Genomic DNA, 21,128 nt, shown 5'->3' on the forward strand with positions numbered 1-21,128 from the left:
ATCAACGATCCGCAAGCCGCCGGGTGGCTGCCACGAACGCGTCCATTTTGGCACGGGCGGCGCCGCTGGCGATGGTGGTCCGCGCCAGCTCGATACCGCTGGCGATGCCGTTGACCACCCCGGCGGTATAGAGCGCCGCCCCGGCGTTCAAGCAGACGATGTCGTGCGGCACTCCGTGCCGGTTTTCCAGGGCGTCCAGCAGCATAGCCTTGGATTGCTCCGCATTTTCGACGCGCAGATTGCGGCTGGAGGCCATGGCCAAGCCGAAGTCCTCCGGCTCCACCTCGTATTCGTGCACTTCACCATCGCGCAACTCGCCAACCAGGGTGGATGCGCCTAGTGAAATCTCGTCCATGCCGTCGCGCCCCCACACCACCAGGGCGTGCTTGGCGCCTAAGGCTTGCAATACGCGTACCTGGATGCCGACCAGATCGGGATGAAAAACTCCCATCAGAATGTTCGGTGCACCTGCCGGGTTGGTAAGCGGCCCCAGAATGTTGAACAGCGTGCGTACACCCATTTCCTTGCGCACCGGCGCGACTACCTTCATCGCCGGATGGTGATTGGGGGCGTACATGAAGCCGATGTCGGTATCGATCATGCACTGTGCCACCTGTGTCGGCGTCAACTCGATGCACGCACCGAGCGCCTCCAGCACGTCCGCACTGCCCGACTTGGACGACACGCTGCGCCCACCGTGCTTGGCAATGCGCGCACCGGCGGCGGCGGCCACGAACATCGCAGCGGTGGAAATATTGAAGCTCGACGCGCCATCCCCGCCGGTACCGACGATGTCGAGAAAATGCGGATGCGGCGGCGCCTCCACCTTGGCGGAAAGCTCGCGCATCACGCGCGCCGCACCCGTGATCTCGCCCACCGTTTCTTTCTTCACACGCAGGCCGGTGATGATCGCCGCCGTCATCAGCGGGCTCACTTCGCCATTCATGATCTGGCGCATCAGCGCGATCATTTCATCGTGGAAAATCTCGCGATGCTCGATCGTTCGCTGCAACGCTTCCTGCGGCGTGATGGTGATGACGCGCCCCGTCATGCAGCAAGCTTTTGCAGCGGTTGCCTGAGGAAGTTGCGCAGCAGGTCATGACCGTACTGCGTAAGAATCGATTCGGGATGGAATTGCACGCCTTCGACAGCCAGTGTCTTGTGACGCAGGCCCATGATCTCGTCGATGGAGCCGTCCGGGTTCTCGGTCCAGGCTGTCACTTCCAGGCAATCGGGCAGCGAGGATTGCTCCACCACCAGCGAGTGATAGCGCGTCGCCTCAAACGGATCGGGCAGGCCGGCGAACACACCCTTGCCAAGATGGCGCACCGGCGACGTCTTGCCATGCATGATCTGCTTGGCCCGAATCACCTTGCCGCCGAACGCCTGGCCGATGGCCTGATGCCCTAGGCACACGCCGAACACCGGAATTTCCCCACTCAACTCGCGCAACGCCGCCAGCGACACGCCCGCATCGTCCGGCGTACCTGGACCAGGGGAAATCATGATGTGCGATGGCCTCAAAGCGCGGATGCCGGACACGTCCAGCGCATCGTTGCGTACCACCTTCACCTCCTGCCCCAGCTCGCCGAGATACTGCACGAGGTTGAAGGTGAAGCTGTCGTAATTGTCGATCATCAACAACATGGCTGGGAAAATCCTGATAGCGCTATGCCGCATTGCGGCATGGATGCTCATTGTGCGCGATCACGTTCGCGCTCGTCATCTGCTTTGAGTCAGCCCGCTCATGGCGAACCGTCATGTGAGCAGGGCTGCTCGCGAAGCATGCTAACAAATGAGAATTAATCTCAACAATACTGCGCGTTGGCAACCCGCCGAGGCGAACCAACTCCTGCAGCGGATAGCGGCACAGGCGACAACAACACACCGCCTTGTCGCAACCGGAATATTGTACGGGCACCTATCACCCATTCTTGTCGGTATTTCGCATGCCCGCGACAGCTATCGACGAAACGAAGACCACACCCCTAACAAAGCCTCGCGTGCGCATGCGTGAGCTGATCCTGACGGTCATCGTCGCGCTAATCGTGTTGGTTTTCGGGTTGAAGAAACCCTCCTACAACTGGGACATGATCGGCTACGTAGCAGTGGCGCTCAGCGCAGAGGGTTATTACGGGGCCGATCTGAACAAAGCGACGTACGACAGCGTGAGAAGCGAGGTCAGCGCGAGTACCTTCGATCAATTGACGCAAAGCGACGATTATCGAAAAACCGTCTTTCGCGATCCATCATCTCTCGCGCAACACGTACCGATCTATGGCAACCGATTCCTATATAACAAGCTGATCTGGATAGTTCATGCCATAGGATTGGACTACCCCCGATCGACCTATGTCGTGAGCGCTGTGTTTGCGGCCCTATCGGTCGTGCTGCTTGCTTTCGTCGCCCATGAAATCCTCGCACCAGTCACTTCCGTTCCGCTGGTCGTCGCGTTCTCCGGATTCATTGACCTCGCCCGGTTATCCACACCCGATGCAATGGCGTGTTTCTTCTCTCTCCTGATGATCTATGCACTGATCAGGAGAAGCACTCTGGTTTTCATCGCCGCAGCCATAATGCCGCTTATCAGGCCGGATTTCCTGCTGCTCTCGTCGCTAGTTGCCGGACATACCTTCATCTTCGGGCAAAGAAGGTACGCGCTCGCGTCGGTGGCAGCAGCCTGCATGCTGTATTGGTGGGTTATGAGGATGAACGGTTCTTACGGGTGGTTGACGTTGTACAACACCTCACTGATCCACAAGACAGCTTATCCAGCCACGCTAGTCCCTTCACGAGCCATCGGCGACTATCTGAGACCATTCGCTTCCTTGGCCGACGACTTCACGATGCGCTCGCATTTCGTGATCTATGGCTTCGCCATTTGGTTTCTGACCAGGGATGGAGCTAAGGCACTTCACCTAGATAGCCGTCTGCTGAGTGCCGTCTTCATCATTCCGATGGCATTCGTCGCCATCCACCTCTTGCTCTTTCCTGCAATGACCTATCGTTTTTTTGTATTCGCCGCATCGCTCGTTGCGATCGGATTGATCAGCCAGATGAGGCTGGCAAAGCTGACTGACCATCCCAGGTAGTGATTGTCTCCAATGACTACCTTCACATGCCTGGACAAGCTGCACGCAATACGCTCCGAAAGAGACAGGTGCTCCATACAAACAGGTGCGGTCATGAAGTCTTATGTGCTTGGTGTCGTTTTTCTGCCGTTTGTCTTTGCTGGAGCATCTTTTGCAAAAGATGCCGAACACACTGTCGACCTGACACCTCAACTTAAAGTGGGTCAGACCTACAGCAACGTGTTTTCCATCCTGCGCTCAATAAAAGCGCCAGGTTATGACGAACAGGCCCGTCGCAATGGCGGCTCAGCCGACTATACGGTGGTCGCTTCAGCACCAGCCGAATGGCGTTTCAACTCGGCATGGAGTTATGACGGTCAACAAGCTGGCGAAGACCAGGAAGCACTTCGCGATGGCGGCCGCACGTATTGTTCCATCAAGGAAGGCGCTACCGATCAATGCAAGCCTTATCTCGAAGCAAGCGGATTGCTCTACAACCCTGCCATATGGGGCGTACCGCCTCAGCATATCGCCGAAGGCATGACGTGGAAGGTCGATCTGAAGCAGCCTTGGGAACTGGGCGGCAAAGATGGAATGGAAACCGTAACAGTGATTCGTGTTGATGCCCGCACCGGCAGCGTGACGTTGATGCGCGAAGGCCATGCCACCGGTTCCTATGGGGAAAGCGATCCCGCAACCGTGCGACTCACTCACGACGGCAAAACGGAAACCTTCGCGGTCGCGCCAGGCGCGTCGCATTGGAAGGGATATACCACGTTCCTAAAAGGCATCGTTTTCAACGATCAGTTGCTCGTCACGCGTGACGATGTACTTCGAGGAAAGGATGGAAAGGAGCTGAAAGCCACGGAGCGGCGCATCATGCTGTTGAATGCAGCACCGTTCCCGACGCTTTAAGCTTCCATCGATCGATCCGCAAGCAGAGTGAACATCGCGCCCCAACCTGCCGTCAGGGGTGCGTGAGCACGTGACGCGTATAGCTCTCGATCACCAGGCTGAAAGGTTGGTTGTCGCCGGTATACAGCACAGCGCGGTGCTGCAATACGTGGTCCGGGATCGTCAGCGGCGCGGCGCTCGCGGGCGGCAGCGATGAACCGCTATCCCAACCTTCGGGTAGAGGCGACCACAGCAGATCGGCGGAAAGCGTCTGACGACGAAAATGCAGCGGCTGGACGACTTTGCCGAACGGCACGTCGGAGGTGTCCAGTTGATGGTTCATGTCTTCGGTCAGGCGCGAAGGCACGTACCAGTTATCGGCATCAGACAACACGACATCACCACAACTCAGCGCCACGCGGCGATAGCGCACAGGTTCGTTCGGGCCGATGCCCAGCAGGCCGCGGGCACCATCGGGCAAGGGCTTGTCATCGCCATGCACGCGATGAGCAACAATTTTCGCCTGCGGCGACAAACGGTGCGCGGCGCACCACTGCTCCAACGTCAGCGTCGCGCTGGGATGGCTGAGCAGTTGCGCGTTCAAGGTCTGCAGTTCGGCAAGCGCCTGAGTACGGCTGAGCAGAGTGTCCGGCCAGGTTTGCGTTGATTCGCGCGCTGTCAGCGGTGATGCACATGTCAGCATCGTCAACAAAACCAGATGGCCATAGTTACGAACCGTTTGCTGCATGTCTCATAATCCTTTCGCCGCTTGCGCCACCGCGCGGAATAGCGCGCGCCCTTTGTTCATCGTCTCCTCCCACTCCGATGCAGGGTCGGAGTCGTACACGATGCCGGCACCGGCCTGCACGTGCAGACGACCGCCCTGGATAACCGCCGTGCGGATAGCGATGGCAGTATCCGCATCGCCCCACCAGCCGATCCAACCGATCGCGCCAGCGTAGATGTTGCGCTTATAGGGTTCGAGTTCCTGGATGATCTCGATCGCGCGGATCTTCGGCGCGCCACTGACCGTGCCGGCGGGGAACGTCGCTTTCAGCACATCCATGTAACTCAGATGCGGCTGCACATCGCCTTCCACCTGCGACACGATGTGCATTACATGCGAATAGCGTTCGACCACAAAGGACTCGCTCACTTCGACGCTGCCCGTCTCGCAGATGCGGCCGATATCGTTGCGACCGAGATCGATCAGCATCACGTGCTCGGCGCGCTCTTTCGGATCGGCCAACAGTTCGGCTTCGAGCGCTTTGTCCTCTTGCTCCGTAGCGCCGCGCTTGCGCGTGCCGGCGATCGGGCGGACAACCACTTTCCCGTCCTTGAGACGCGCGAGAATTTCCGGCGAAGAGCCGACGATCTGCGTATCGCCCAAATCCACGAAATACATATAGGGCGATGGATTCATCGCGCGCAATGCGCGATACACATCCACAGGGCGCGCGTTGAAACCAACACTCAGCCGCTGCGAAGGCACCACCTGGAACACGTCGCCCGCGCGGATGTATTCCTTCGCGCGCTCTACCACCGCTTCGAACTCTTCGCGCGTGAAGGAGGATTTGAAATCGCTCTCGTTGAGTGCTGTCGATTGCGCGAATTGCGGATACGCTGCGCCGCTCTGCCGCAGACGATGCGTGAGCGCGTCGAGGCGGCGCTGCGCATGCGCGTAGGCCTGCGGGTGTGACGGATCGGCATGCACGATCAAATACAGACGGCCCTTGAGGTTGTCGAATACGGCGACTTCCTCGGCCAGCATCAGCAGAACATCGGGCGTGCCCAGTTCGTCGGTGCGATCCCATTGCGCCAGGCGCGGCTCGATGTAACCGATGGTCTCGAAACCGAAGTAGCCCACCAGGCCTCCGCTGAAAGCCGGCAACTGCGGCAGACGGGGCACGTGATACTGCTGACGGAGTTTTTCGATTTCGGCAAGCGGATCATCCAGGTGGCGACGCTCGACGACTTCGCCGGCATCTTCCACTTCCAATTCGTGACCACGCAAACGGTATACGCGCTGCGCCGGCAGGCCGATGATCGAGTAGCGTCCCCAGGTCGCACCACCTTCCACCGATTCGAACAGGAAGGTGTAGGGCCCGTCGGCCAGTTTGAGATAGACCGATAGCGGCGTGTCCAGATCGGAGAACACTTCGCGCACCAGCGGGATGCGGGTGTGGCCTTGCGCTGCGAGCGCATTGAATTCGTCGCGGGAGATCACGTCGTTGAATCCGTGAGACGCAGAAAGGGGTGATTGTATAGGGCGACAGGCTTTTGTCGCCCCTCCCCTTTCGTGACATCGATCCTCAACCCGCGAGGCGCTGCCTTGGCATGCCATGCAGACGCAGGCTGAAGGCCACCCCGCTACCGTCTTCTAGATTGCGCGCGGAAGCTACACCGCCGTGGCGCTCTGCCACCAGGCGTACGACATAGAGTCCCAGGCCGAGATGCGGTGCATCGCCAGGTGTGGCCTTGTCGCGTAGACTGACCAGCGAATCGAACAAGCGCCCCTGCATCGCCGCGGGCAGCGGCGGCCCCTGATTGGCCAATTCGATCTCGGCGCCACCATCAACCGGGCGCAAGCTAAGCCTCAGCCAGCCATCGGGAGGCGTAAATGACAGGGCGTTGTCGAACAACTTGTCCAGGGCTTGCGCGATCAACTCCGGCGCTCCGTGCAAATGCAGAGACTGGTCCGGCAACACGCATTCCAGTGGGCGGGTGCCGGCCAGTGGGCGGTATGCCTCGGCGCACCCCCGCACGACGTCTACCAAATCAACATCTTCCGGCTCGGCCGCGGCAATGGCGCGTTCCATGCGGCTGGCTTCGCTCATTGCTCGTACCAGCGTACCCAGACGCGCCACACCATCACGTGCGCGGGCCAGATAGGGTTGCGCTTCATCGGATAGTTCGGCGTGTTCGAGGTTGTCCAGCGAAGATTTGACGATCGCCAGCGGCGTGTTGAGTTCGTGCGAGAGTTTCGATGCCAGCGTGCGGAGGTAATCGGTATAGCCGCCGACGGCTTCGAACAATTTTTGGAAGCTGCGGGCCAGGTCGCCAATCTCGTCGTCCGACTCGGCCATGGGGAAATGGCTCTGGATCATTTGGCCGTCCAGACGGCCGTCATTCACCTGCGCGCGCTCCACTGCGTCGCGCAAGCGGCCAAGTCGCAGGCTAAGACGCGTGGCGAAGAACAGCAGAATCGCACCGGCCACCAGCATCACGCCGAAGCTGGTCAACAAAAGACTGAGGAACGCGCGATTGGCCAGCAAAGGCACCGCGCGGCTCGCCTGCTCCATCAGCAGCACGCCCACCACTGTCTGGCCGCGCTCCACCGGCACGGCGGTTGCCAACACGACGCTGTCGCGCTCTTCGCCCTGTCGCCACACAGCGGTGGCTTGGCCATCGCGAGCCGTTGCTACTTCAGGCAGGTCCAATTTCGGTGCGTCGGTCGTCCACGCCTCGGCTTCTTCCAGCGGATTGGCGAGCAACGATCGGTAGATCAGCGAGGACCACCAGCCCGGCTGCGGACCAGAAGCTGTCAGGCGACCGCTCTGCGCAAGCAGCCAGCCCGCCGGTGCAAGCAGGCGCGCGCGCGTACCGCTGGGTGCAAGCAATGCGAGTTCCTGCGAAACATCCTGGGAGTAGCGCCACAGCGGACGTGTCTCGACCGCAAGCGGATCACCACCATTGGCTGCCGTGTAAATGCCTACACCTAGCGCGCTCAACCCCAGCCCGCGCGGCAGGCGTAGCTCGGCGTGATAACCACCGCCATCTTCCTGCCACTGGCCGATGACACGATCCGGTAAATCGCCCGCCGACGGATCGAGCGTGAGCGCGGTGAATGCGCCTGGTGCGGCGCTTGCGATCAGGTAACGCCGATGCTGATCGCCCTGCACCAGATCGAGCATCAGATGATCGGCCGAAGACGCATTCACATCGCCCGCGTCGGCGCGCGTGCGGCGTGCCACGCGCACGTCAATGTAGAGGTAGAAGCCGTTATCGTCTTCCGCCAGCAGTAGCTTGCCCTGCTTGCCGACCGGCTGGCTCCATGGCGTCATCGGCGCCCAGTCATCACCATAACCATCGATGACGATGGGGTTCACTGCCTCCTGCACGTACCAACCTTTGCCTGGCTGCGGCAGCGGTATGTCGGTCACCGCCAGGCTGCGCGCCACCGCGGCAGCCGTGGCGGTGAGTGCCTGCTCCTGTCCCTGGCGCAGCAATGTTTCCATTTGTCGCACGTACAACCATCCTGCGACCGGCAATGCGAGGGTGCAGAGTGCGACGAGCAGTAATTTTTGGCGCAGGCTCATGCGTCAACGATACCGTTTTCCACCAGCAAGCTTACTTCGTGGCCGTGGCGTGCGCCGGTTGCTCGTCCGAGACGTATTTCATGTAGAGGGATTGCTCTACCACGCGCTTGAACGTGCCGATCAACGCCTGCTTGTTTGGATCGGTGTCGCTGATGGTCATCGACCAGCTATAGCGAACACCGCTTGCCTTGCCGGGGTCGCAGAAGACGACGACGTCATCGATGTGATCGGATCCGCGATAAAGCACACCTTGGCAAGTGATCGCCTTCGGATTGGTTACGGCGAATGCGTCGGGCTGTCCATGCGCGTCGGACTGAAGGTAGTGCTTGCGGTCTTCTTGCAGTTCCGAATCAAGCGTAGGCAGCCTCGCCGACCATACGTTGAGCACCATGACGCGCTCGGGCTTGCCGGTCCACTCCCCTTGATAGATCACAAGATTGACCCCGATCGCCTTGGCATACGTACAGCAATCGTTGGTCCAGCCCGCGGGCGATTCGGTCACAATAGCCCAGCCAGGTCCGTTCTCACCCGCCTTGCCGTACACGATGACCGTATGCGCATCTGCGTCTTTGCCGTACGCCTGTGTTGCCAGCATACCCAGCAGCAAAACCAGCAGCAGGCGCCGCATTACGGGCGCCACCGATAACCGACGCCATGTACCGTTTCGATCGCATCGAATTCCGGCGCCACCGCGATGAACTTCTTGCGAATGCGCTTGATGTGCGAGGTGATGGTGGCGTCGTCTACCACCAGCTCCGCTTCACGCATCAGTTGGTCGCGGTTTTTCACGTGGCCGGGAAAGCGCACCAGCGTATGCACCATCCAGAATTCAGTCACGGTGAGCGGTACTTCCACATCGTTCCAGCTCACGCGCATACGCTCGGATTCGAGCTTGAGCGGACCATGCCCAATCACCGTTTCGCTGGAGGTAGGGGCCTTCAGCGATTCGATACGCCGGAACAGCGCGGCAATGCGCGCAGCCAGCTGATGCAGGCTGGTGTCCTTGCTGAGGTAATCGTCGGCGCCCAGCCGCAGGCCGGAGATCACGTCGAAATCCGAATCACGCGCGGTGAGGAAGATGATCGGCAGCGTGGCCGATTTCGCGCGCAACTCGCGGCATAGATCGAATCCGCCTTCCGGTTCGTCGCCCAGGCCGATGTCGATGATCACCAACTCCGGCAGGCGAATGGCGAATGCGTTGGAGGCTTCCTGCCGCGAACCGTAGCCCCGTGTGTCATAGCCGAAGCGGTTCAGGGCCTCGACGTAATTGGCGCGAATCAGCGGTTCGTCTTCGACGATGGCAATGCTGCGTCCCATGTGGATTCCTCGTGAGATTGGCGCGCAGCGTGCTATGCGAACGACGCTTGCGCAAGCCGGAGGTGCGGCTTGCCCGCGTTCTGCCATATTCCATCGCCCGATCGCCCTTGAGGTGCCGGCTGCGACGCCGTGGACGGGTGTTTGATATGTCCAACCCGCACAGCAACGAGCCTTATCCATGCGCGCTGATCCCTCTGTCGATCCCAATGCCGAGCTCCGCTCTTTCGAGCCGTTGCGCGTGGCCTTGGCCATCGGTTCTCTGCTGCTGGCGGTACTGATGAGCCTGCACTGAAGTTTTGCGTGAAGTTGCCGTGGAAGGCATGGGCGCGACCGGCGCACAAGGACGTCTGCCGGTCGCGCCACCCGGAGGGACGAACCCCGCAGGCAGCTAGCAAACCGCACCACTAAGCCATTTCCCGAGCATGATGGTCCTCTGGTCGTTCCTCCCCCTCCTCCCCGGAGGGGATTTTTTTGACCGGGAAAAATTATTTGTCCGCGATGGGAACCATTCGGAGGGAGCCCGGTCCGATTACTTGGCAGGCACATAGTCCATTGCCGTGGAACTGCCCTGGGTCTGATTGACGGCCGAGCCTCCCGTCCTTCAGGCACGAGCAGGATGACTTGCCGATGGTGTCTCCTCTAGCGTCTTTCCGACGCCCCTCCAACCCGGTGCAGACTTCCCCCTGCGCCGGGTTTTCTTATGTGAAGCTCTGACTTCAGCCGATCGCGGCGCGCATCTTGCCGATGACAGCCTGATAGTCCGCCGCACCGAAGATGGCGGAACCGGCCACGAAGGTATCGGCACCGGCTGCGGCGATCTCGCCGATATTGTCCGCTGTAACGCCTCCGTCGATTTCCAGACGGATGGCGCGACCGCTCTCGTCGATCAGGCGGCGCACACGGCGCAGCTTTTCCAGTGCCTGGGGAATGAATTTCTGGCCACCGAAGCCAGGGTTCACCGACATGATCAATACCAGGTCAAGCTTATCCAGCACATGATCAAGCCAGTTCAGCGGCGTAGCCGGATTGAACACCAGGCCCGCTTGGCAACCGGCGTCCTTGATCAGCCCGATCGTGCGGTCCACATGCTCGCTGGCTTCAGGGTGGAAGCTGATCAGGCTGGCGCCCGCCTTGGCGAAATCTGGCGCGATGCGGTCGACCGGTTTCACCATCAGGTGTACGTCGATCGGCTTGGTGATGCCGTAATCGCGCAACGCTTTGAGCACCATCGGCCCCATGGTGAGGTTGGGCACGTAATGGTTGTCCATCACGTCGAAATGCACCCAATCACCGCCCGCAGCCAGCACCTTGGCGGTGTCTTCGCCCAGTCGCGCGAAATCGGCAGAGAGGATGGAGGGGGCAATGACGGGGGATTGTTTGCTCATGGCATAGAAAGGTACGCGGGGAAGCGGGCATTCTACCGGGATGCGGATGTCCCCGTTCCCTGCTTATTTGAAGCCGCGCTCCGCCTTGATCCGCTCGTAGGCCGCGTTGATTTCGCTGGCCCGTGACTCGGCGCGCTTGCGCATCTCTTCGGGCAGATCGCCCAGGCGGTCGGGATGGTGTTCCGAAATCAGCTTGCGATAAGCGCGTTTGACGATGCGCTCGTCCGCATCGCGCGTGACACCGAGCACGGCATAGGGATCAGGTCCTTGCGTGTTTCGCTGCGGCGGCACGTAACCACCACCGGTGCTGTACGCACGTCCACGCGCGCCCGCGGCGCCTTGTTGCCATACGTAGCCCTTCATCGCCATCAGCGCCATCAGTTCCATGTCGCTGATGCGCAAGGCGAAGGCGAGTTGGCGCAGGATGGCCATCTTTTCCGGCGAAGGATTACCTTCGGCCAACACGGTTTCGATCACCACGTCCAACAACGGAAAGGCGTGATCGCGGCGCAAGCCCACCCATTGGCGCAGCGCGTTGATAGGACCACTCACGTCGAATTCGGGCTGCTTGCCCGTATTGAATGCCTGGATCGCTAGCTGGCGCGCACGCGCATCCAAGCCCATGCGCGTCATGACACGCTCGGCCGTCGCGATCTCCGCTTCGGATACGCGGCCATCTGATTTTGCGATGGCGCCCAGCAAGGCAAACAGCGGCGAAATATAGCCGCCAGTTTCAGGGATCGCGCTGCGCCGCTGGCTGTAGCGCAGGTTATCCAGCACGAAGCCGATGACGCCGCCCACGCCCATGCCGACAAAGCCATGACCAAGCAGCAGGCCCGCCATCGCGAACCAGAAGGTGTAGGTGTAACTCATGGATGCCCGACTGCCTGCGGTTGCGGTGTCTGCGTGCTGTACCAGCGGGCCAGTTGATCCAGTTCCGCGTCATTGAGCGGACCGATCGCGGTGCGCATCAGCGGCACGTTGCGCGTGCCATCGCGGTACTGCTGCAGCGCATTGCGCAGGTAATCCAGTCGCTGCCCTGCCAGGTTGGGTGCACCCGGAATTTGCGCCATGCCGGCTTCGCCATGACAGGCGGCACACAAACCCAGGCGCACCGGCTTGGGTGGCAAATCGGCAGCAAGCGTTGGCGCGGCACAGGTCAAACCGAGTGCCGCGATCAGTACGAATCGCATCGGGAGCACATAGGCATTAAAAGCGCCCATCTTATAGCAGTGTCCCACCGGTAGTGACCGGTACAATAGCCAGCTTGTCTTGCCCATCGGAGCGCACCGTGCCCACTACCTTGCTGCAATCGAACCTGCCTGGCCTGGAGCTGATCCATCGCGGCAAGGTGCGCGACGTCCATGCGTTGTCCGGCAATCGCCTGCTGATCGTCGCCACCGATCGCCTCTCCGCGTTCGACGTGGTGCTGCCCGATCCGATTCCCGGCAAGGGCGAAATGCTCACCCAGATTTCCAATTTCTGGTTCGGCAAGACCGCGCACATCGTGCCCAACCATTTGCTGCACACGCCACTGGAAGAAGTACTGCCAGCCGGCACGGATCTGGCGCTGTATCGCAAGCGCGCTGTGGTCACCAAGCGGTTGAAGCCGGTACCGGTGGAAGCGATCGCACGCGGCTACCTGATCGGCTCGGGCTGGAAGGATTACCAGGCCACCGGTTCGCTGTGCGGCATCAAGCTTCCCGCCGGATTGCGCCAAGCCGAGCAATTGCCCGAACCGATCTTTACCCCGTCGACCAAGGCTGCAGTTGGAGATCACGACGAAAACGTGAGCTTCGATGCAGTGATCGCCGCCGTCGGAAAGGATCTGGCCGAACAGGTGCGCGATGCGACTCTGGCGATCTACAAGTGGGCGGCAGCGTATGCGGCTGAGCGCGGCATCATCATCGCTGACACCAAGTTCGAATTCGGCACAGACGAAGACGGCAAGCTGTACGTGATGGACGAAATGCTGACGCCCGATTCCTCGCGCTTCTGGCCGGCCGATCAATACCAAGTGGGCATCAGCCCGCCGAGCTACGACAAGCAGTTCGTGCGCGATTACCTGGAAACGCTGGACTGGAACAAGAAGGCGCCCGGCCCGAACGTTCCAGCCGAGGTGATCGCAGGCACATCGGCCAAGTACGCCGAAGCATTGCAACGTCTAGCCGGCATCACGCTGGGATGAACCCGTGAACGCCTGGGGTTATCTCGCCCTGGCGATCATCGCCGAGGTGATCGCCACCAGCGCGCTGAAAGCCGCCAATGGCTTCAGCCAACTGGTGCCCAGTATCGTGGTGATCGTCGGCTATGGCACGGCCTTCTACGGCCTGAGCTTGGCGCTGCGCAGCGTGCCACTGGGCATTGCCTACGCAATCTGGTCGGGCGTGGGTACGGCACTGATCGCACTGATCGGCGTCGTGCTGTACAAGCAGAAGCTGGACCTCGCCGCGATGTTCGGCATCGGGCTGATCGTGGCGGGTGTCCTGGTGCTCAATCTTTTTTCCAAGAGCTCTGCACACTGATGGCGCTCGATACCGATCAACGCAGCATGCGCGACTGGCTCGACAGCTACAGCCAGGATCATCAGCGCCCCATCAATCGTTTGCTGCATTGGATTTGCGTGCCGCCGATCGTGTGGGGCGGAATGGCCCTGTTGTGGACCGTGCCGGTACCGTCATCACTGCTGAAACCTGGCGCATGGGCGGTGTTTACGATCGTGCTGATGTTTGCGTGGTACTGGAAGCGCTCACATCGCCTGGGTGCTGCATTGCTGATTGCGCTCGCCATTCTTGCAGTGGTTTGTGCTTGGACGTTCGAACAGCTTGGGCCGGTGTCGATGCGATGGCTGGCGATCGGTGTGTTTGTAGCGGCATGGATCGGCCAATTCATTGGTCATGTATTTGAAGGACGGCGACCAAGTTTCTTCACTGACCTGGCTTATCTGCTGGTCGGCCCTGCATGGCTGATGGACAAGCTGTTGAACCGAATCGGCTTGAAGGAAAAACCATGACGGGTTTTCTCGCACTGCTCAGCAGCCTGATCTGGTGGGTGCTTTACGGCAGTATCGGCGCGGTCGTGCCGAGTGCGATTGCGTGGATCGTGTTGCGCTGGAGCGAAGGTGCGCCGGTGGTGTTCAACCGCACTTATCTTGCGTGCTTGATCTGGAGTTTGCTTACGTTGCTGCTAGGCGCAATCGCTGCCGCGCATGTCGGTGTGATGCGACCGCCATTCGGACCGTTGATTGCCAGCGGCGCTTTTCGTGTGGCGCTAGTGATATCGATGCTGATCGGCGTGACCGCCTTGTGGCGATTGATTCCGCGGGTCGATGCGCGACGGATTCGCATCGGCAGTGCATGCGTGGCGGTGGCAGCGGTAATGGCGATTGTGTTTGGAGTCGCCACGACGCTGACAAGCGCTTGATCTTGCTTCAACGCGTAGATTGGGGTGCAAACCCCAATATCGTTATTTTCCGTACACCTCGATGTTGGGGTTTGCACCCCAACCTACGTCGCTACGATGCAGTTCGTGGCTAGATTTGCCCCTCACCCCAACCCTCTCCCCGAAGGGGAGAGGGAATAGAGCGTGTCGTCTTACCCAATTACGCGCTTCACTTCGTCCACCACATGCGACACGGTAAAACCAAAGTGCTCGAATAACGCCGGCGCTGGCGCGGAAGCACCAAACGTGGTCATGCCGACTACCGCACCATCCAGGCCCACGTACTTGCACCAGAAATCGGCACTGGCCGCCTCCACCGCTACGCGTGCGCGGCACCAGCCGGGAAGCACACCTTCGCGGTATTCCAGCGGCTGGGCATCGAACACTTCGTTACAGGGCATCGACACTACGCGCACCGGAACATTCTGCTGCGCCAACGTGCGCGCCGCTTCCATGGCCAGTTCCACTTCGGAACCGGTGGCGATCAGGATTGCCTTGAACTTGGTATCAGCCGGATCGAGCAACACATAGCCACCACGCTTGATGTCGGCCAATTGCTGCGCCGTGCGCAGCTGATGCTTGAGCGTCTGGCGCGAGAAAATCAGGCAGGATGGGCCGCGCTTGTGTTCGATTGCTTCTTTCCATGCCACTGCTGATTCCACCGCGTCGCACGGACGCCACAGGCGGTTGTTCGGAATCAGGCGTAGCGAAGCCAAGTGCTCCACAGGCTGATGCGTGGGGCCGTCTTCGCCCAGGCCAATCGAATCGTGCGTGTAGACATGGATGGAGTGCGCGGGAATCAGCGCACTCATACGCACGGCGTTGCGCGCGTAATCGGAGAACACTAGGAAGGTGCCATCGTACGGAATGAAGCCACCGTGCAAGGCGAGGCCATTGGCAATCGCGGTCATGCCGAACTCACGCACACCGTAGTGCACGTAGTTGCCGTCGGGACCGGTCACGCTCTTGCTGCCCTTCCACATGGTGAGGTTGGAGCCGGCCAGATCGGCCGAGCCACCGATCATTTCCGGCAACAGCGGACCGAAGGCGTCCAGCGCCATCTGCGAAGCCTTGCGGGAGGCCACATCCGGGCCGTCCGTGTGGACTTTTTCGACATAAGCCTGCGACTTGGCCGCCCAATCGGCAGGCAGTTCGCCGGCCATGCGGCGACGGAACTCAGCAGCAAGCTCCGGAAACGCAGCTTCGTATTTGGCGAAGACTTCGTTCCACTGCTGCTCGCGCTCTGCGCCAACCTTCTTCTTGTCCCACGCTGCGTAAATGTCCTGCGGGATTTCGAACGGCCCGTAACGCCAGTCGAGTACGTCGCGCGCAGCCGCCACTTCATCTTTGCCCAGCGGCGCACCGTGCGACTCTTCCTTGCCCTGCTTATGCGGAGCACCGAAGCCGATTATGGTTTTGCAGCAGATCAGCGTGGGCTTTTCGCTCTGCGCGGTGGCAGCGGCAATCGCCTTTTTCACCGCTTCAGAATCGTGGCCGTCGACGCCGCGAATCACGTTCCAGCCGTAGGCTTCGAAACGCTTAGGCGTGTCGTCGGTGAACCAACCTTCCACTTCACCGTCGATGGAGATGTTGTTGTCGTCATAGATCGCGACAAGCTTGCCGAGCTTCCAGGTGCCGGCGAGCGATGCGACTTCGTGCGACACGCCTTCCATCAGGCAGCCATCGCCCATGAAGACGAACGTGTGGTGATCGACGACGGTGTGGCCAGGACGATTGAAGTGCTCGGCGAGTAGCTTCTCTGCTAGCGCAAAGCCCACGGAGTTGGCGAGCCCCTGGCCCAGCGGACCGGTGGTGGTTTCCACGCCTGGCGTTTCGCTCGCTTCCGGATGGCCGGCCGTCTTGGAATGCAGCTGGCGGAAGCGCTTGAGCTCACCCATCGGCAGATCGAAACCCGTCAGATGCAGCAACGCGTACTGCAGCATGGAGCCGTGGCCGTTGGAGAGCACGAAGCGATCGCGGTTAGGCCACTTCGGATTGCTGGGATTGAACTTCAGGAAATCGTTCCACAGCACTTCGGCGATGTCGGCCATGCCCATCGGCATGCCAGGGTGGCCGGACTTGGCTGCCTCCACGGCATCCATGGCTAGGGCGCGGACGGCGTTGGCAAGTTCGCGACGAGACGTCATCAGGGGTATCTCCGGGGGGCAGGCGCAAAAAGAAATATTGTCGCTGATCGCTTGCGTTCTGTCGTCCGATCCAAGGACTCCGCGACAGCCTCCGGGGGACCTCTTGCACGCAATCTTAATCAATTCTTAATACTGAACTACTCGGTATTGAATCTATCGGACGCGTCCTTATCTTGTGCACACGCATCGCTCAAGCGTGCGTACGGGCAGTCGGCATCCCCCTCTGTGTCGAGCCGCCCGATCAATGCACAACAAGGAATACCACCATGAAAAAGACGCTGTTTGCTGTTGCCCTGGCTGCCGTAGGTGTTGCGACCGTTCCCGCCGTTTTTGCGCAGAGCGAGCCCACCCAAACGGCCCAACAGGGTTGGTATGTCGGCGCTGAGGCCGGTTACGGCCAAGTCAACAAGGGTCCGTACGATTCCAATGGCGATGCCATCGGTGGCATCAAGGGCGGTTACCGCTTCGCGATCAATCCGGAGACCTCGTTTGGCGTAGAAGCCGGTTATCAATACTTGGGTCGGATCGACGCACGTGCCTCGGCGGGCTCTTCCCTTCGGTCCAAGCTTTACGGCCCCACGCTCGGTGTGAACCTGCGCTACAACTTCACCCCGAACTGGTACGGCGAGGTACGTACGGGCGCTTTCTATGCCCAGGGCCAGGGTCTGACCAATAGCGTCAACTCGAGCTACGAGCGCTTTGATCGCACCCGTTACTACGCTGGCGTAGGTGTCGGCTACAACATCGACCAGCACTGGAGCGTAGGCGTGAACTACAACTACTACGATGCCACCAGCCGCGGCGGTGAGCGTGGTGTGCAGTTGCAGACCAACGCGTACACGCTGGCTGCGGAATATCGCTTCTGAGCGGTGTTGCTCCCTCTCCCCGGAGGGGAGAGGGGACAAACAAAAAAAGAGCGCCTCGCGGCGCTCTTTTTTTGTTTACTCGTACACGGAAGCAAGGATCAGCCCTTCCACTGACCCAGCGCAGCCAAGCCGTTGTCCTTGGCGCGCGCATGAACCACTTTCTGCGCTTCGGCATAGTTGGCCTTCATGTCCTTCGACCACAGCTTCAGCGCTGCCTGCTGCATGGCGCGGCCGTAGGAGAACGACAGCGGCCACGGATGCGGACCCATGCGGTTCATCGCATTGAGATGCGCCGTGGACTGCTCGTCCGTCTGGCCGCCCGACAGGAACACGATGCCCGGCAGCGTGGCTGGCACGGTGGTCTTGAGCACGCGCACGGTGGCTTCGGCGACTTCCTCAAAACTGGCCTGCTCGTCCGCGTCCTTGCCCGGAATCACCATGCTGACCTTCAGGATGGTGCCTTCCAGCAGCACGTTGTGCTCGTACAAGGCATTGAACAGGCTGCGCAGCACGGCTTCGTGCACTTCGTAGCTGACTTCGATGGAGTGATCACCGTCCATGATCACTTCCGGCTCCACCATCGGCACCAGGCCGGCTTCCTGGCAGAGCGCGGCGTAGCGGGCGAGCGCCTGGGTGTTGGCTTCGATCGCGGTGGAGCTGGGGTTGTCTTCGCTGATGTTGATCACCGCGCGCCACTTGGCGAACTGCGCGCCCAGCTTCACGTATTCAGCCAGGCGCTCACGCAGACCGTCGAGGCCTTCGGTGATCACGTCGCCCGGAAAGCCAGCCAGCGCCACGGTGCCCTTGTCCACCTTGATGCCGGGGATGATGCCGTTCTTCTTCATGATCTGGGTGAACGGCACACCATCCTTAGTGGACTGACGGATGGTTTCGTCGTACAGGATCGCGCCAGAAATGTGCTCGGACAGGTTCGGCGAGGTGAGCAGCAGCTCGCGGTAAGCGCGGCGGTTCTCCTCGGTGTTCTCGATGCCGACCGACTCGAAGCGCTTCTTGATGGTGTTGGTCGACTCATCAATCGCGATGATGCCCTTGCCAGGCGCGACCATGGCTAGGGCAACGCTCTCGAGATCTTCAATGCTCATTGGACGACTCCGTAAAACTTTGGCGGCACGGGGCCGCAAGGTGGGAGGCCACCCGTGCGGGCGGACAGGCGGAAAAGGCGCGATTATAGCCCCAAGCTGTCGTTGGGGCGTTCAAGACCTGTCCTGGGGGCCGATCAGGATTCGCTGTAGCCGGGCAGTTTGCAGGGCGCCATCACCTGTGCGCGCTGGGCCGGATCGTCGGGAGCATTGAAGGGGATGATGTAGTAAGTGGCTGCCGGCATGTGGTTTTTGTTGGTGAGCGACGGGCCGTAGCGGAAGTTGGACACCGCACTCACCGCCGCTTTGCCCAGGTCGCTGGGCGGCGCCATCTTGGCCACCTGCACATTCATCGGCACACCGTCGCTGCCGATCACATAGGTCACCGCGATGCAGCTTGGCTTGTAGATGTTCACGCCGCTGTTGGGCACGTCCACCGCCACATCGCGGTTCAACAACAACCACTGATTGGAAAGCTGCTCGGGCGCCACCCTTTGCGCATGCAGCTCCTGCGCCACGACCGGCATGGCTGCCGCCACCGCCGATGCCACAAGCAAGGATTGGCCGAAACGAGTCATCGTGCGCATGGCGGAACCTCCGATGTAAGACTGTGGGGACGTGAAAGGGATGCTCTCTTCCATTCTACGTGGGCGTCACCGTTGCTGTCCGTTCGCAGACCAAAGGACCGTCGGCGAAGGCAGACTGGCCGTCTGTCGAGACGATGAGCCGATGGGATGCGGACGGACAGTAACGGCCCGGAGGGTGATGCCCAGAAGGCTCGCAGGGTGTGCCGCGCGACTTGAAAAGACGGCCAGTCTTCCCTGCGCCGCGCAGCACACCCTGCGAGCCTTCTGGACATCATGCCGCCTACGTAGAATGGAAGAGAGCATCCCTCTGTCTAGCCAACCTGCGGCGTGCCGCGCGCAGGTTGGCTTGCGCCATTTACAGATCGCGCAGACTTTCCACCATGCCGTCCGCACCCACCGACAGCAGCTTGAGGGTATTGGTACCGCCGCCCTTACCGATGTGGTCGCCATGCGTGAGCACCACGCGATCGCCCTCGGTGAGCTTGCCGGCCGCGAACAGCTGCCGCACCGCTTCGCGCGCGGACACAGCCGGATTCAAGGTGTCATGCGTAAACTTCACCGGCTGCACGTCGCGCAGTACCAGCATGCGGCGACGCGCATCCTCGAACGGCGACAACGCATAGATCGGCACGGCGCTGCGGTAGCGCGATAGCCATTGCGCCGTAGCACCCGATTCGGTCAACGCGACGATCGCGCGCACACCGATCTCGCTGGCCAGCAGCATCGCTGCCAGCGCAATGGCCTGGTCGGTGCGATCGAGATGGTGCGCGTTGCGAGTGAGGTCTTCCTTCGGCTCGAACTGACGCTCGGCGCCGAGACAGATACGACGCAGCGCCGCCACCGCCTTGTCTGGATGAGCGCCTGCCGCGGACTCCTCGGACAGCATCACCGCGTCCGTGCCGTCGATCACCGCGTTCGCCACGTCGAGCACTTCGGCACGCGTGGGAATCGGCGAGCGCACCATCGATTGCAGCATCTGTGTTGCGGTAATAACCGCGCGATTGCGTTGCACCGCCTCACGAATGATCTTCTTCTGCAGCCCAGGCAATTCGGCATCGCCGATTTCCACGCCCAGATCACCGCGCGCCACCATCACCACGTCAGAAGCGTCGATGATTTCGCCGAGCACGGGAATCGCATCCGCGCGCTCGATCTTCGCGACCAGCGACGCATTGCCACCCGCCTCTTTCAGCAGACGGCGTGCCTGATCCATATCCGCGCCGGAACGCACGAACGACACGGCAAGAAAGTCCGCACCGATCTCGGCGGCGAGTTTGATATCCGCCTTGTCCTTATCGGACAACGCGTCGACAGACAAACCGCCGCCCTGCCGATTCAAACCCTTGCGATCGGAAAGCTTTCCGCCGATCAGCACTTTGCATCGCACTTCAGTGCCGACCACGTCGAGCACAGTAAGCGCTACCAGGCCATCATCGAGAAGGAGAACGTCGTCGGCTTTTACGTCCTTAGGCAAGCCCAGGTAGCTCACACCCACGCGGGTGTTGTCACCGGGCGGTGCATCCGAACGACAGTCGAGCACAAACGGATCGCCGTCACGCAGCTCGATCGGGCCATTGGCGAAACGCTCCACGCGAATCTTCGGCCCCTGCAAGTCCGCAAGAACGCCCACTTCCTTGCCAAGCGTCTCCGCCGCCTTGCGCACCGCCGCCGCACGAGCACGATGATCGTCGGGTTGCCCATGCGAGAGATTGAGGCGCACCACATTGACGCCTTCGGAAAGAATTTTTTCGAGCATGCCGGGCGCGTCGGTGGCCGGGCCCAGGGTGGCGACGATCTTGGTGCGACGGGATTGAGTGTCAGTAGCCATTGCGGGAGTTTTGAGATTTGTCGGACGAGACTAACAGAACCCCCTGCCGCCCCTGCAATATCTTTTTGCGTGCAATCGTATGCAATATTGCGTGTGGCACTGCCGCAAAGCGCGCGCGCGATTGGACGGCTAGACGTAAATCGGGCTCTATGCGGCAATCAGCGCTGCGTGCG

At 60.7% G+C, this 21,128-nt stretch carries 21 protein-coding genes; 7 read left to right on the forward strand and 14 right to left on the reverse strand.

Going from position 1 to position 21,128, the window contains the following annotated elements:
• Position 1: 1 nt before the first annotated feature.
• Together trpD and QQJ86_RS06990 are read right to left on the reverse strand one after the other, a co-directional pair.
• Positions 2–1,051, reverse strand: a complete 1,050-nt coding sequence (gene trpD / locus QQJ86_RS06985) for an anthranilate phosphoribosyltransferase (RefSeq protein ID WP_284320187.1) — start codon at positions 1,049–1,051, stop codon at positions 2–4.
• Complete coding sequence (locus QQJ86_RS06990; protein ID WP_284320188.1) at positions 1,048–1,647, reverse strand: anthranilate synthase component II; 600 nt, start codon at positions 1,645–1,647, stop codon at positions 1,048–1,050. Before QQJ86_RS06990 ends, trpD begins: the two co-directional genes overlap by 4 nt.
• Before the next feature lie 362 nt (positions 1,648–2,009).
• Between QQJ86_RS06990 and QQJ86_RS06995 the strand changes: the two genes are divergently transcribed.
• On the forward strand, positions 2,010–3,092 hold the full coding sequence (locus QQJ86_RS06995) for a hypothetical protein (RefSeq protein ID WP_284320189.1): 1,083 nt from the start codon (positions 2,010–2,012) through the stop codon (positions 3,090–3,092).
• Between the two features lie 93 nt (positions 3,093–3,185).
• Positions 3,186–3,986, forward strand: a complete 801-nt coding sequence (locus tag QQJ86_RS07000; RefSeq protein WP_284320190.1) for a hypothetical protein — start codon at positions 3,186–3,188, stop codon at positions 3,984–3,986.
• Positions 3,987–4,038: 52 nt separating this feature from the next.
• Here the strand turns inward: QQJ86_RS07000 and QQJ86_RS07005 are convergent, their stop codons facing one another.
• The 8 genes from QQJ86_RS07005 to QQJ86_RS07040 form a co-directional block, all read right to left on the reverse strand.
• Positions 4,039–4,713: a hypothetical protein gene (locus tag QQJ86_RS07005; protein ID WP_284320191.1), complete on the reverse strand. Its 675-nt coding sequence runs from the start codon at positions 4,711–4,713 to the stop codon at positions 4,039–4,041.
• A gap of 3 nt (positions 4,714–4,716) precedes the next feature.
• Positions 4,717–6,192, reverse strand: coding sequence for an anthranilate synthase component I (trpE, locus tag QQJ86_RS07010; protein WP_284320192.1), 1,476 nt, complete (start codon positions 6,190–6,192; stop codon positions 4,717–4,719).
• An 85-nt stretch (positions 6,193–6,277) separates the two neighbouring features.
• Entirely contained in the window at positions 6,278–8,284 is a 2,007-nt protein-coding gene (locus QQJ86_RS07015; protein WP_284320193.1) for an ATP-binding protein, read from the reverse strand.
• Between the two features lie 31 nt (positions 8,285–8,315).
• Positions 8,316–8,912: a hypothetical protein gene (locus QQJ86_RS07020; protein ID WP_284320194.1), complete on the reverse strand. Its 597-nt coding sequence runs from the start codon at positions 8,910–8,912 to the stop codon at positions 8,316–8,318.
• Entirely contained in the window at positions 8,912–9,601 is a 690-nt protein-coding gene (gene pdsR, locus QQJ86_RS07025) for a proteobacterial dedicated sortase system response regulator (protein WP_284320195.1), read from the reverse strand. Before pdsR ends, QQJ86_RS07020 begins: the two co-directional genes overlap by 1 nt.
• A gap of 716 nt (positions 9,602–10,317) precedes the next feature.
• On the reverse strand, positions 10,318–10,986 hold the full coding sequence (gene rpe / locus QQJ86_RS07030) for a ribulose-phosphate 3-epimerase (RefSeq protein ID WP_284320196.1): 669 nt from the start codon (positions 10,984–10,986) through the stop codon (positions 10,318–10,320).
• A gap of 63 nt (positions 10,987–11,049) precedes the next feature.
• Positions 11,050–11,859, reverse strand: coding sequence for a co-chaperone DjlA (gene djlA, locus QQJ86_RS07035; RefSeq protein ID WP_284320197.1), 810 nt, complete (start codon positions 11,857–11,859; stop codon positions 11,050–11,052).
• Entirely contained in the window at positions 11,856–12,179 is a 324-nt protein-coding gene (locus QQJ86_RS07040) for a c-type cytochrome (RefSeq protein WP_284320198.1), read from the reverse strand. Before QQJ86_RS07040 ends, djlA begins: the two co-directional genes overlap by 4 nt.
• Positions 12,180–12,277: 98 nt before the next feature.
• Here QQJ86_RS07040 and QQJ86_RS07045 point away from each other — a divergent pair, with 98 nt between their 5' ends.
• The 4 genes from QQJ86_RS07045 to QQJ86_RS07060 are packed head-to-tail and all read left to right on the forward strand — an operon-like array spanning position 12,278 to position 14,409.
• On the forward strand, positions 12,278–13,174 hold the full coding sequence (locus tag QQJ86_RS07045) for a phosphoribosylaminoimidazolesuccinocarboxamide synthase (protein ID WP_284320199.1): 897 nt from the start codon (positions 12,278–12,280) through the stop codon (positions 13,172–13,174).
• A 4-nt stretch (positions 13,175–13,178) separates the two neighbouring features.
• Positions 13,179–13,511: a DMT family transporter gene (locus QQJ86_RS07050; RefSeq protein WP_284320200.1), complete on the forward strand. Its 333-nt coding sequence runs from the start codon at positions 13,179–13,181 to the stop codon at positions 13,509–13,511.
• Entirely contained in the window at positions 13,511–13,999 is a 489-nt protein-coding gene (locus QQJ86_RS07055) for an Mpo1 family 2-hydroxy fatty acid dioxygenase (RefSeq protein WP_284320201.1), read from the forward strand. The genes QQJ86_RS07050 and QQJ86_RS07055 overlap by 1 nt, the downstream gene beginning before the upstream one ends.
• A complete protein-coding gene (locus QQJ86_RS07060) occupies positions 13,996–14,409 on the forward strand; it encodes a hypothetical protein (RefSeq protein WP_284320202.1) in 414 nt (137 codons plus the stop codon). The genes QQJ86_RS07055 and QQJ86_RS07060 overlap by 4 nt, the downstream gene beginning before the upstream one ends.
• 170 nt (positions 14,410–14,579) lie before the next feature.
• Here the strand turns inward: QQJ86_RS07060 and tkt are convergent, their stop codons facing one another.
• Positions 14,580–16,574, reverse strand: a complete 1,995-nt coding sequence (gene tkt / locus QQJ86_RS07065; RefSeq protein WP_284320203.1) for a transketolase — start codon at positions 16,572–16,574, stop codon at positions 14,580–14,582.
• Between the two features lie 266 nt (positions 16,575–16,840).
• Here tkt and QQJ86_RS07070 point away from each other — a divergent pair, with 266 nt between their 5' ends.
• The gene (locus tag QQJ86_RS07070) at positions 16,841–17,440 is read left to right on the forward strand and encodes a porin family protein (protein ID WP_284320204.1); all 600 of its coding nucleotides are present in this window, start codon (positions 16,841–16,843) and stop codon (positions 17,438–17,440) included.
• Positions 17,441–17,538: 98 nt separating this feature from the next.
• Here the strand turns inward: QQJ86_RS07070 and QQJ86_RS07075 are convergent, their stop codons facing one another.
• The 3 genes from QQJ86_RS07075 to pyk form a co-directional block, all read right to left on the reverse strand.
• Entirely contained in the window at positions 17,539–18,543 is a 1,005-nt protein-coding gene (locus QQJ86_RS07075) for a class I fructose-bisphosphate aldolase (protein ID WP_284320205.1), read from the reverse strand.
• A gap of 134 nt (positions 18,544–18,677) precedes the next feature.
• Positions 18,678–19,127, reverse strand: coding sequence for an energy transducer TonB (locus tag QQJ86_RS07080; RefSeq protein ID WP_284320206.1), 450 nt, complete (start codon positions 19,125–19,127; stop codon positions 18,678–18,680).
• A 355-nt stretch (positions 19,128–19,482) separates the two neighbouring features.
• Positions 19,483–20,955, reverse strand: a complete 1,473-nt coding sequence (pyk, locus tag QQJ86_RS07085) for a pyruvate kinase (RefSeq protein WP_284320207.1) — start codon at positions 20,953–20,955, stop codon at positions 19,483–19,485.
• Positions 20,956–21,128: the final 173 nt, after the last annotated feature.

The organism is Dyella acidisoli (assembly GCF_030160295.1).
In the GTDB taxonomy this organism is placed as follows: Bacteria; Pseudomonadota; Gammaproteobacteria; order Xanthomonadales; family Rhodanobacteraceae; genus Dyella_B; species Dyella_B acidisoli.

Excerpts from the sequence above, each read along its gene's own strand:
- trpD (WP_284320187.1), bottom strand. The coding sequence starts at position 1,051 with ATGACGGGGCGCGTCATCACCATCACGCCGCAGGAAGCGTTGCAGCGA.
- QQJ86_RS06990 (WP_284320188.1), bottom strand. The coding sequence starts at position 1,647 with ATGTTGTTGATGATCGACAATTACGACAGCTTCACCTTCAACCTCGTG.
- QQJ86_RS06995 (WP_284320189.1), top strand. The coding sequence starts at position 2,010 with ATGCGTGAGCTGATCCTGACGGTCATCGTCGCGCTAATCGTGTTGGTT.
- QQJ86_RS07000 (WP_284320190.1), top strand. The coding sequence starts at position 3,186 with ATGAAGTCTTATGTGCTTGGTGTCGTTTTTCTGCCGTTTGTCTTTGCT.
- QQJ86_RS07005 (WP_284320191.1), bottom strand. The coding sequence starts at position 4,713 with ATGCAGCAAACGGTTCGTAACTATGGCCATCTGGTTTTGTTGACGATG.
- QQJ86_RS07015 (WP_284320193.1), bottom strand. The coding sequence starts at position 8,284 with ATGAGCCTGCGCCAAAAATTACTGCTCGTCGCACTCTGCACCCTCGCA.
- QQJ86_RS07020 (WP_284320194.1), bottom strand. The coding sequence starts at position 8,912 with ATGCGGCGCCTGCTGCTGGTTTTGCTGCTGGGTATGCTGGCAACACAG.
- pdsR (WP_284320195.1), bottom strand. The coding sequence starts at position 9,601 with ATGGGACGCAGCATTGCCATCGTCGAAGACGAACCGCTGATTCGCGCC.
- rpe (WP_284320196.1), bottom strand. The coding sequence starts at position 10,986 with ATGAGCAAACAATCCCCCGTCATTGCCCCCTCCATCCTCTCTGCCGAT.
- djlA (WP_284320197.1), bottom strand. The coding sequence starts at position 11,859 with ATGAGTTACACCTACACCTTCTGGTTCGCGATGGCGGGCCTGCTGCTT.
- QQJ86_RS07040 (WP_284320198.1), bottom strand. The coding sequence starts at position 12,179 with ATGCGATTCGTACTGATCGCGGCACTCGGTTTGACCTGTGCCGCGCCA.
- QQJ86_RS07055 (WP_284320201.1), top strand. The coding sequence starts at position 13,511 with ATGGCGCTCGATACCGATCAACGCAGCATGCGCGACTGGCTCGACAGC.
- QQJ86_RS07060 (WP_284320202.1), top strand. The coding sequence starts at position 13,996 with ATGACGGGTTTTCTCGCACTGCTCAGCAGCCTGATCTGGTGGGTGCTT.
- tkt (WP_284320203.1), bottom strand. The coding sequence starts at position 16,574 with ATGACGTCTCGTCGCGAACTTGCCAACGCCGTCCGCGCCCTAGCCATG.
- QQJ86_RS07070 (WP_284320204.1), top strand. The coding sequence starts at position 16,841 with ATGAAAAAGACGCTGTTTGCTGTTGCCCTGGCTGCCGTAGGTGTTGCG.
- QQJ86_RS07075 (WP_284320205.1), bottom strand. The coding sequence starts at position 18,543 with ATGAGCATTGAAGATCTCGAGAGCGTTGCCCTAGCCATGGTCGCGCCT.
- QQJ86_RS07080 (WP_284320206.1), bottom strand. The coding sequence starts at position 19,127 with ATGCGCACGATGACTCGTTTCGGCCAATCCTTGCTTGTGGCATCGGCG.
- pyk (WP_284320207.1), bottom strand. The coding sequence starts at position 20,955 with ATGGCTACTGACACTCAATCCCGTCGCACCAAGATCGTCGCCACCCTG.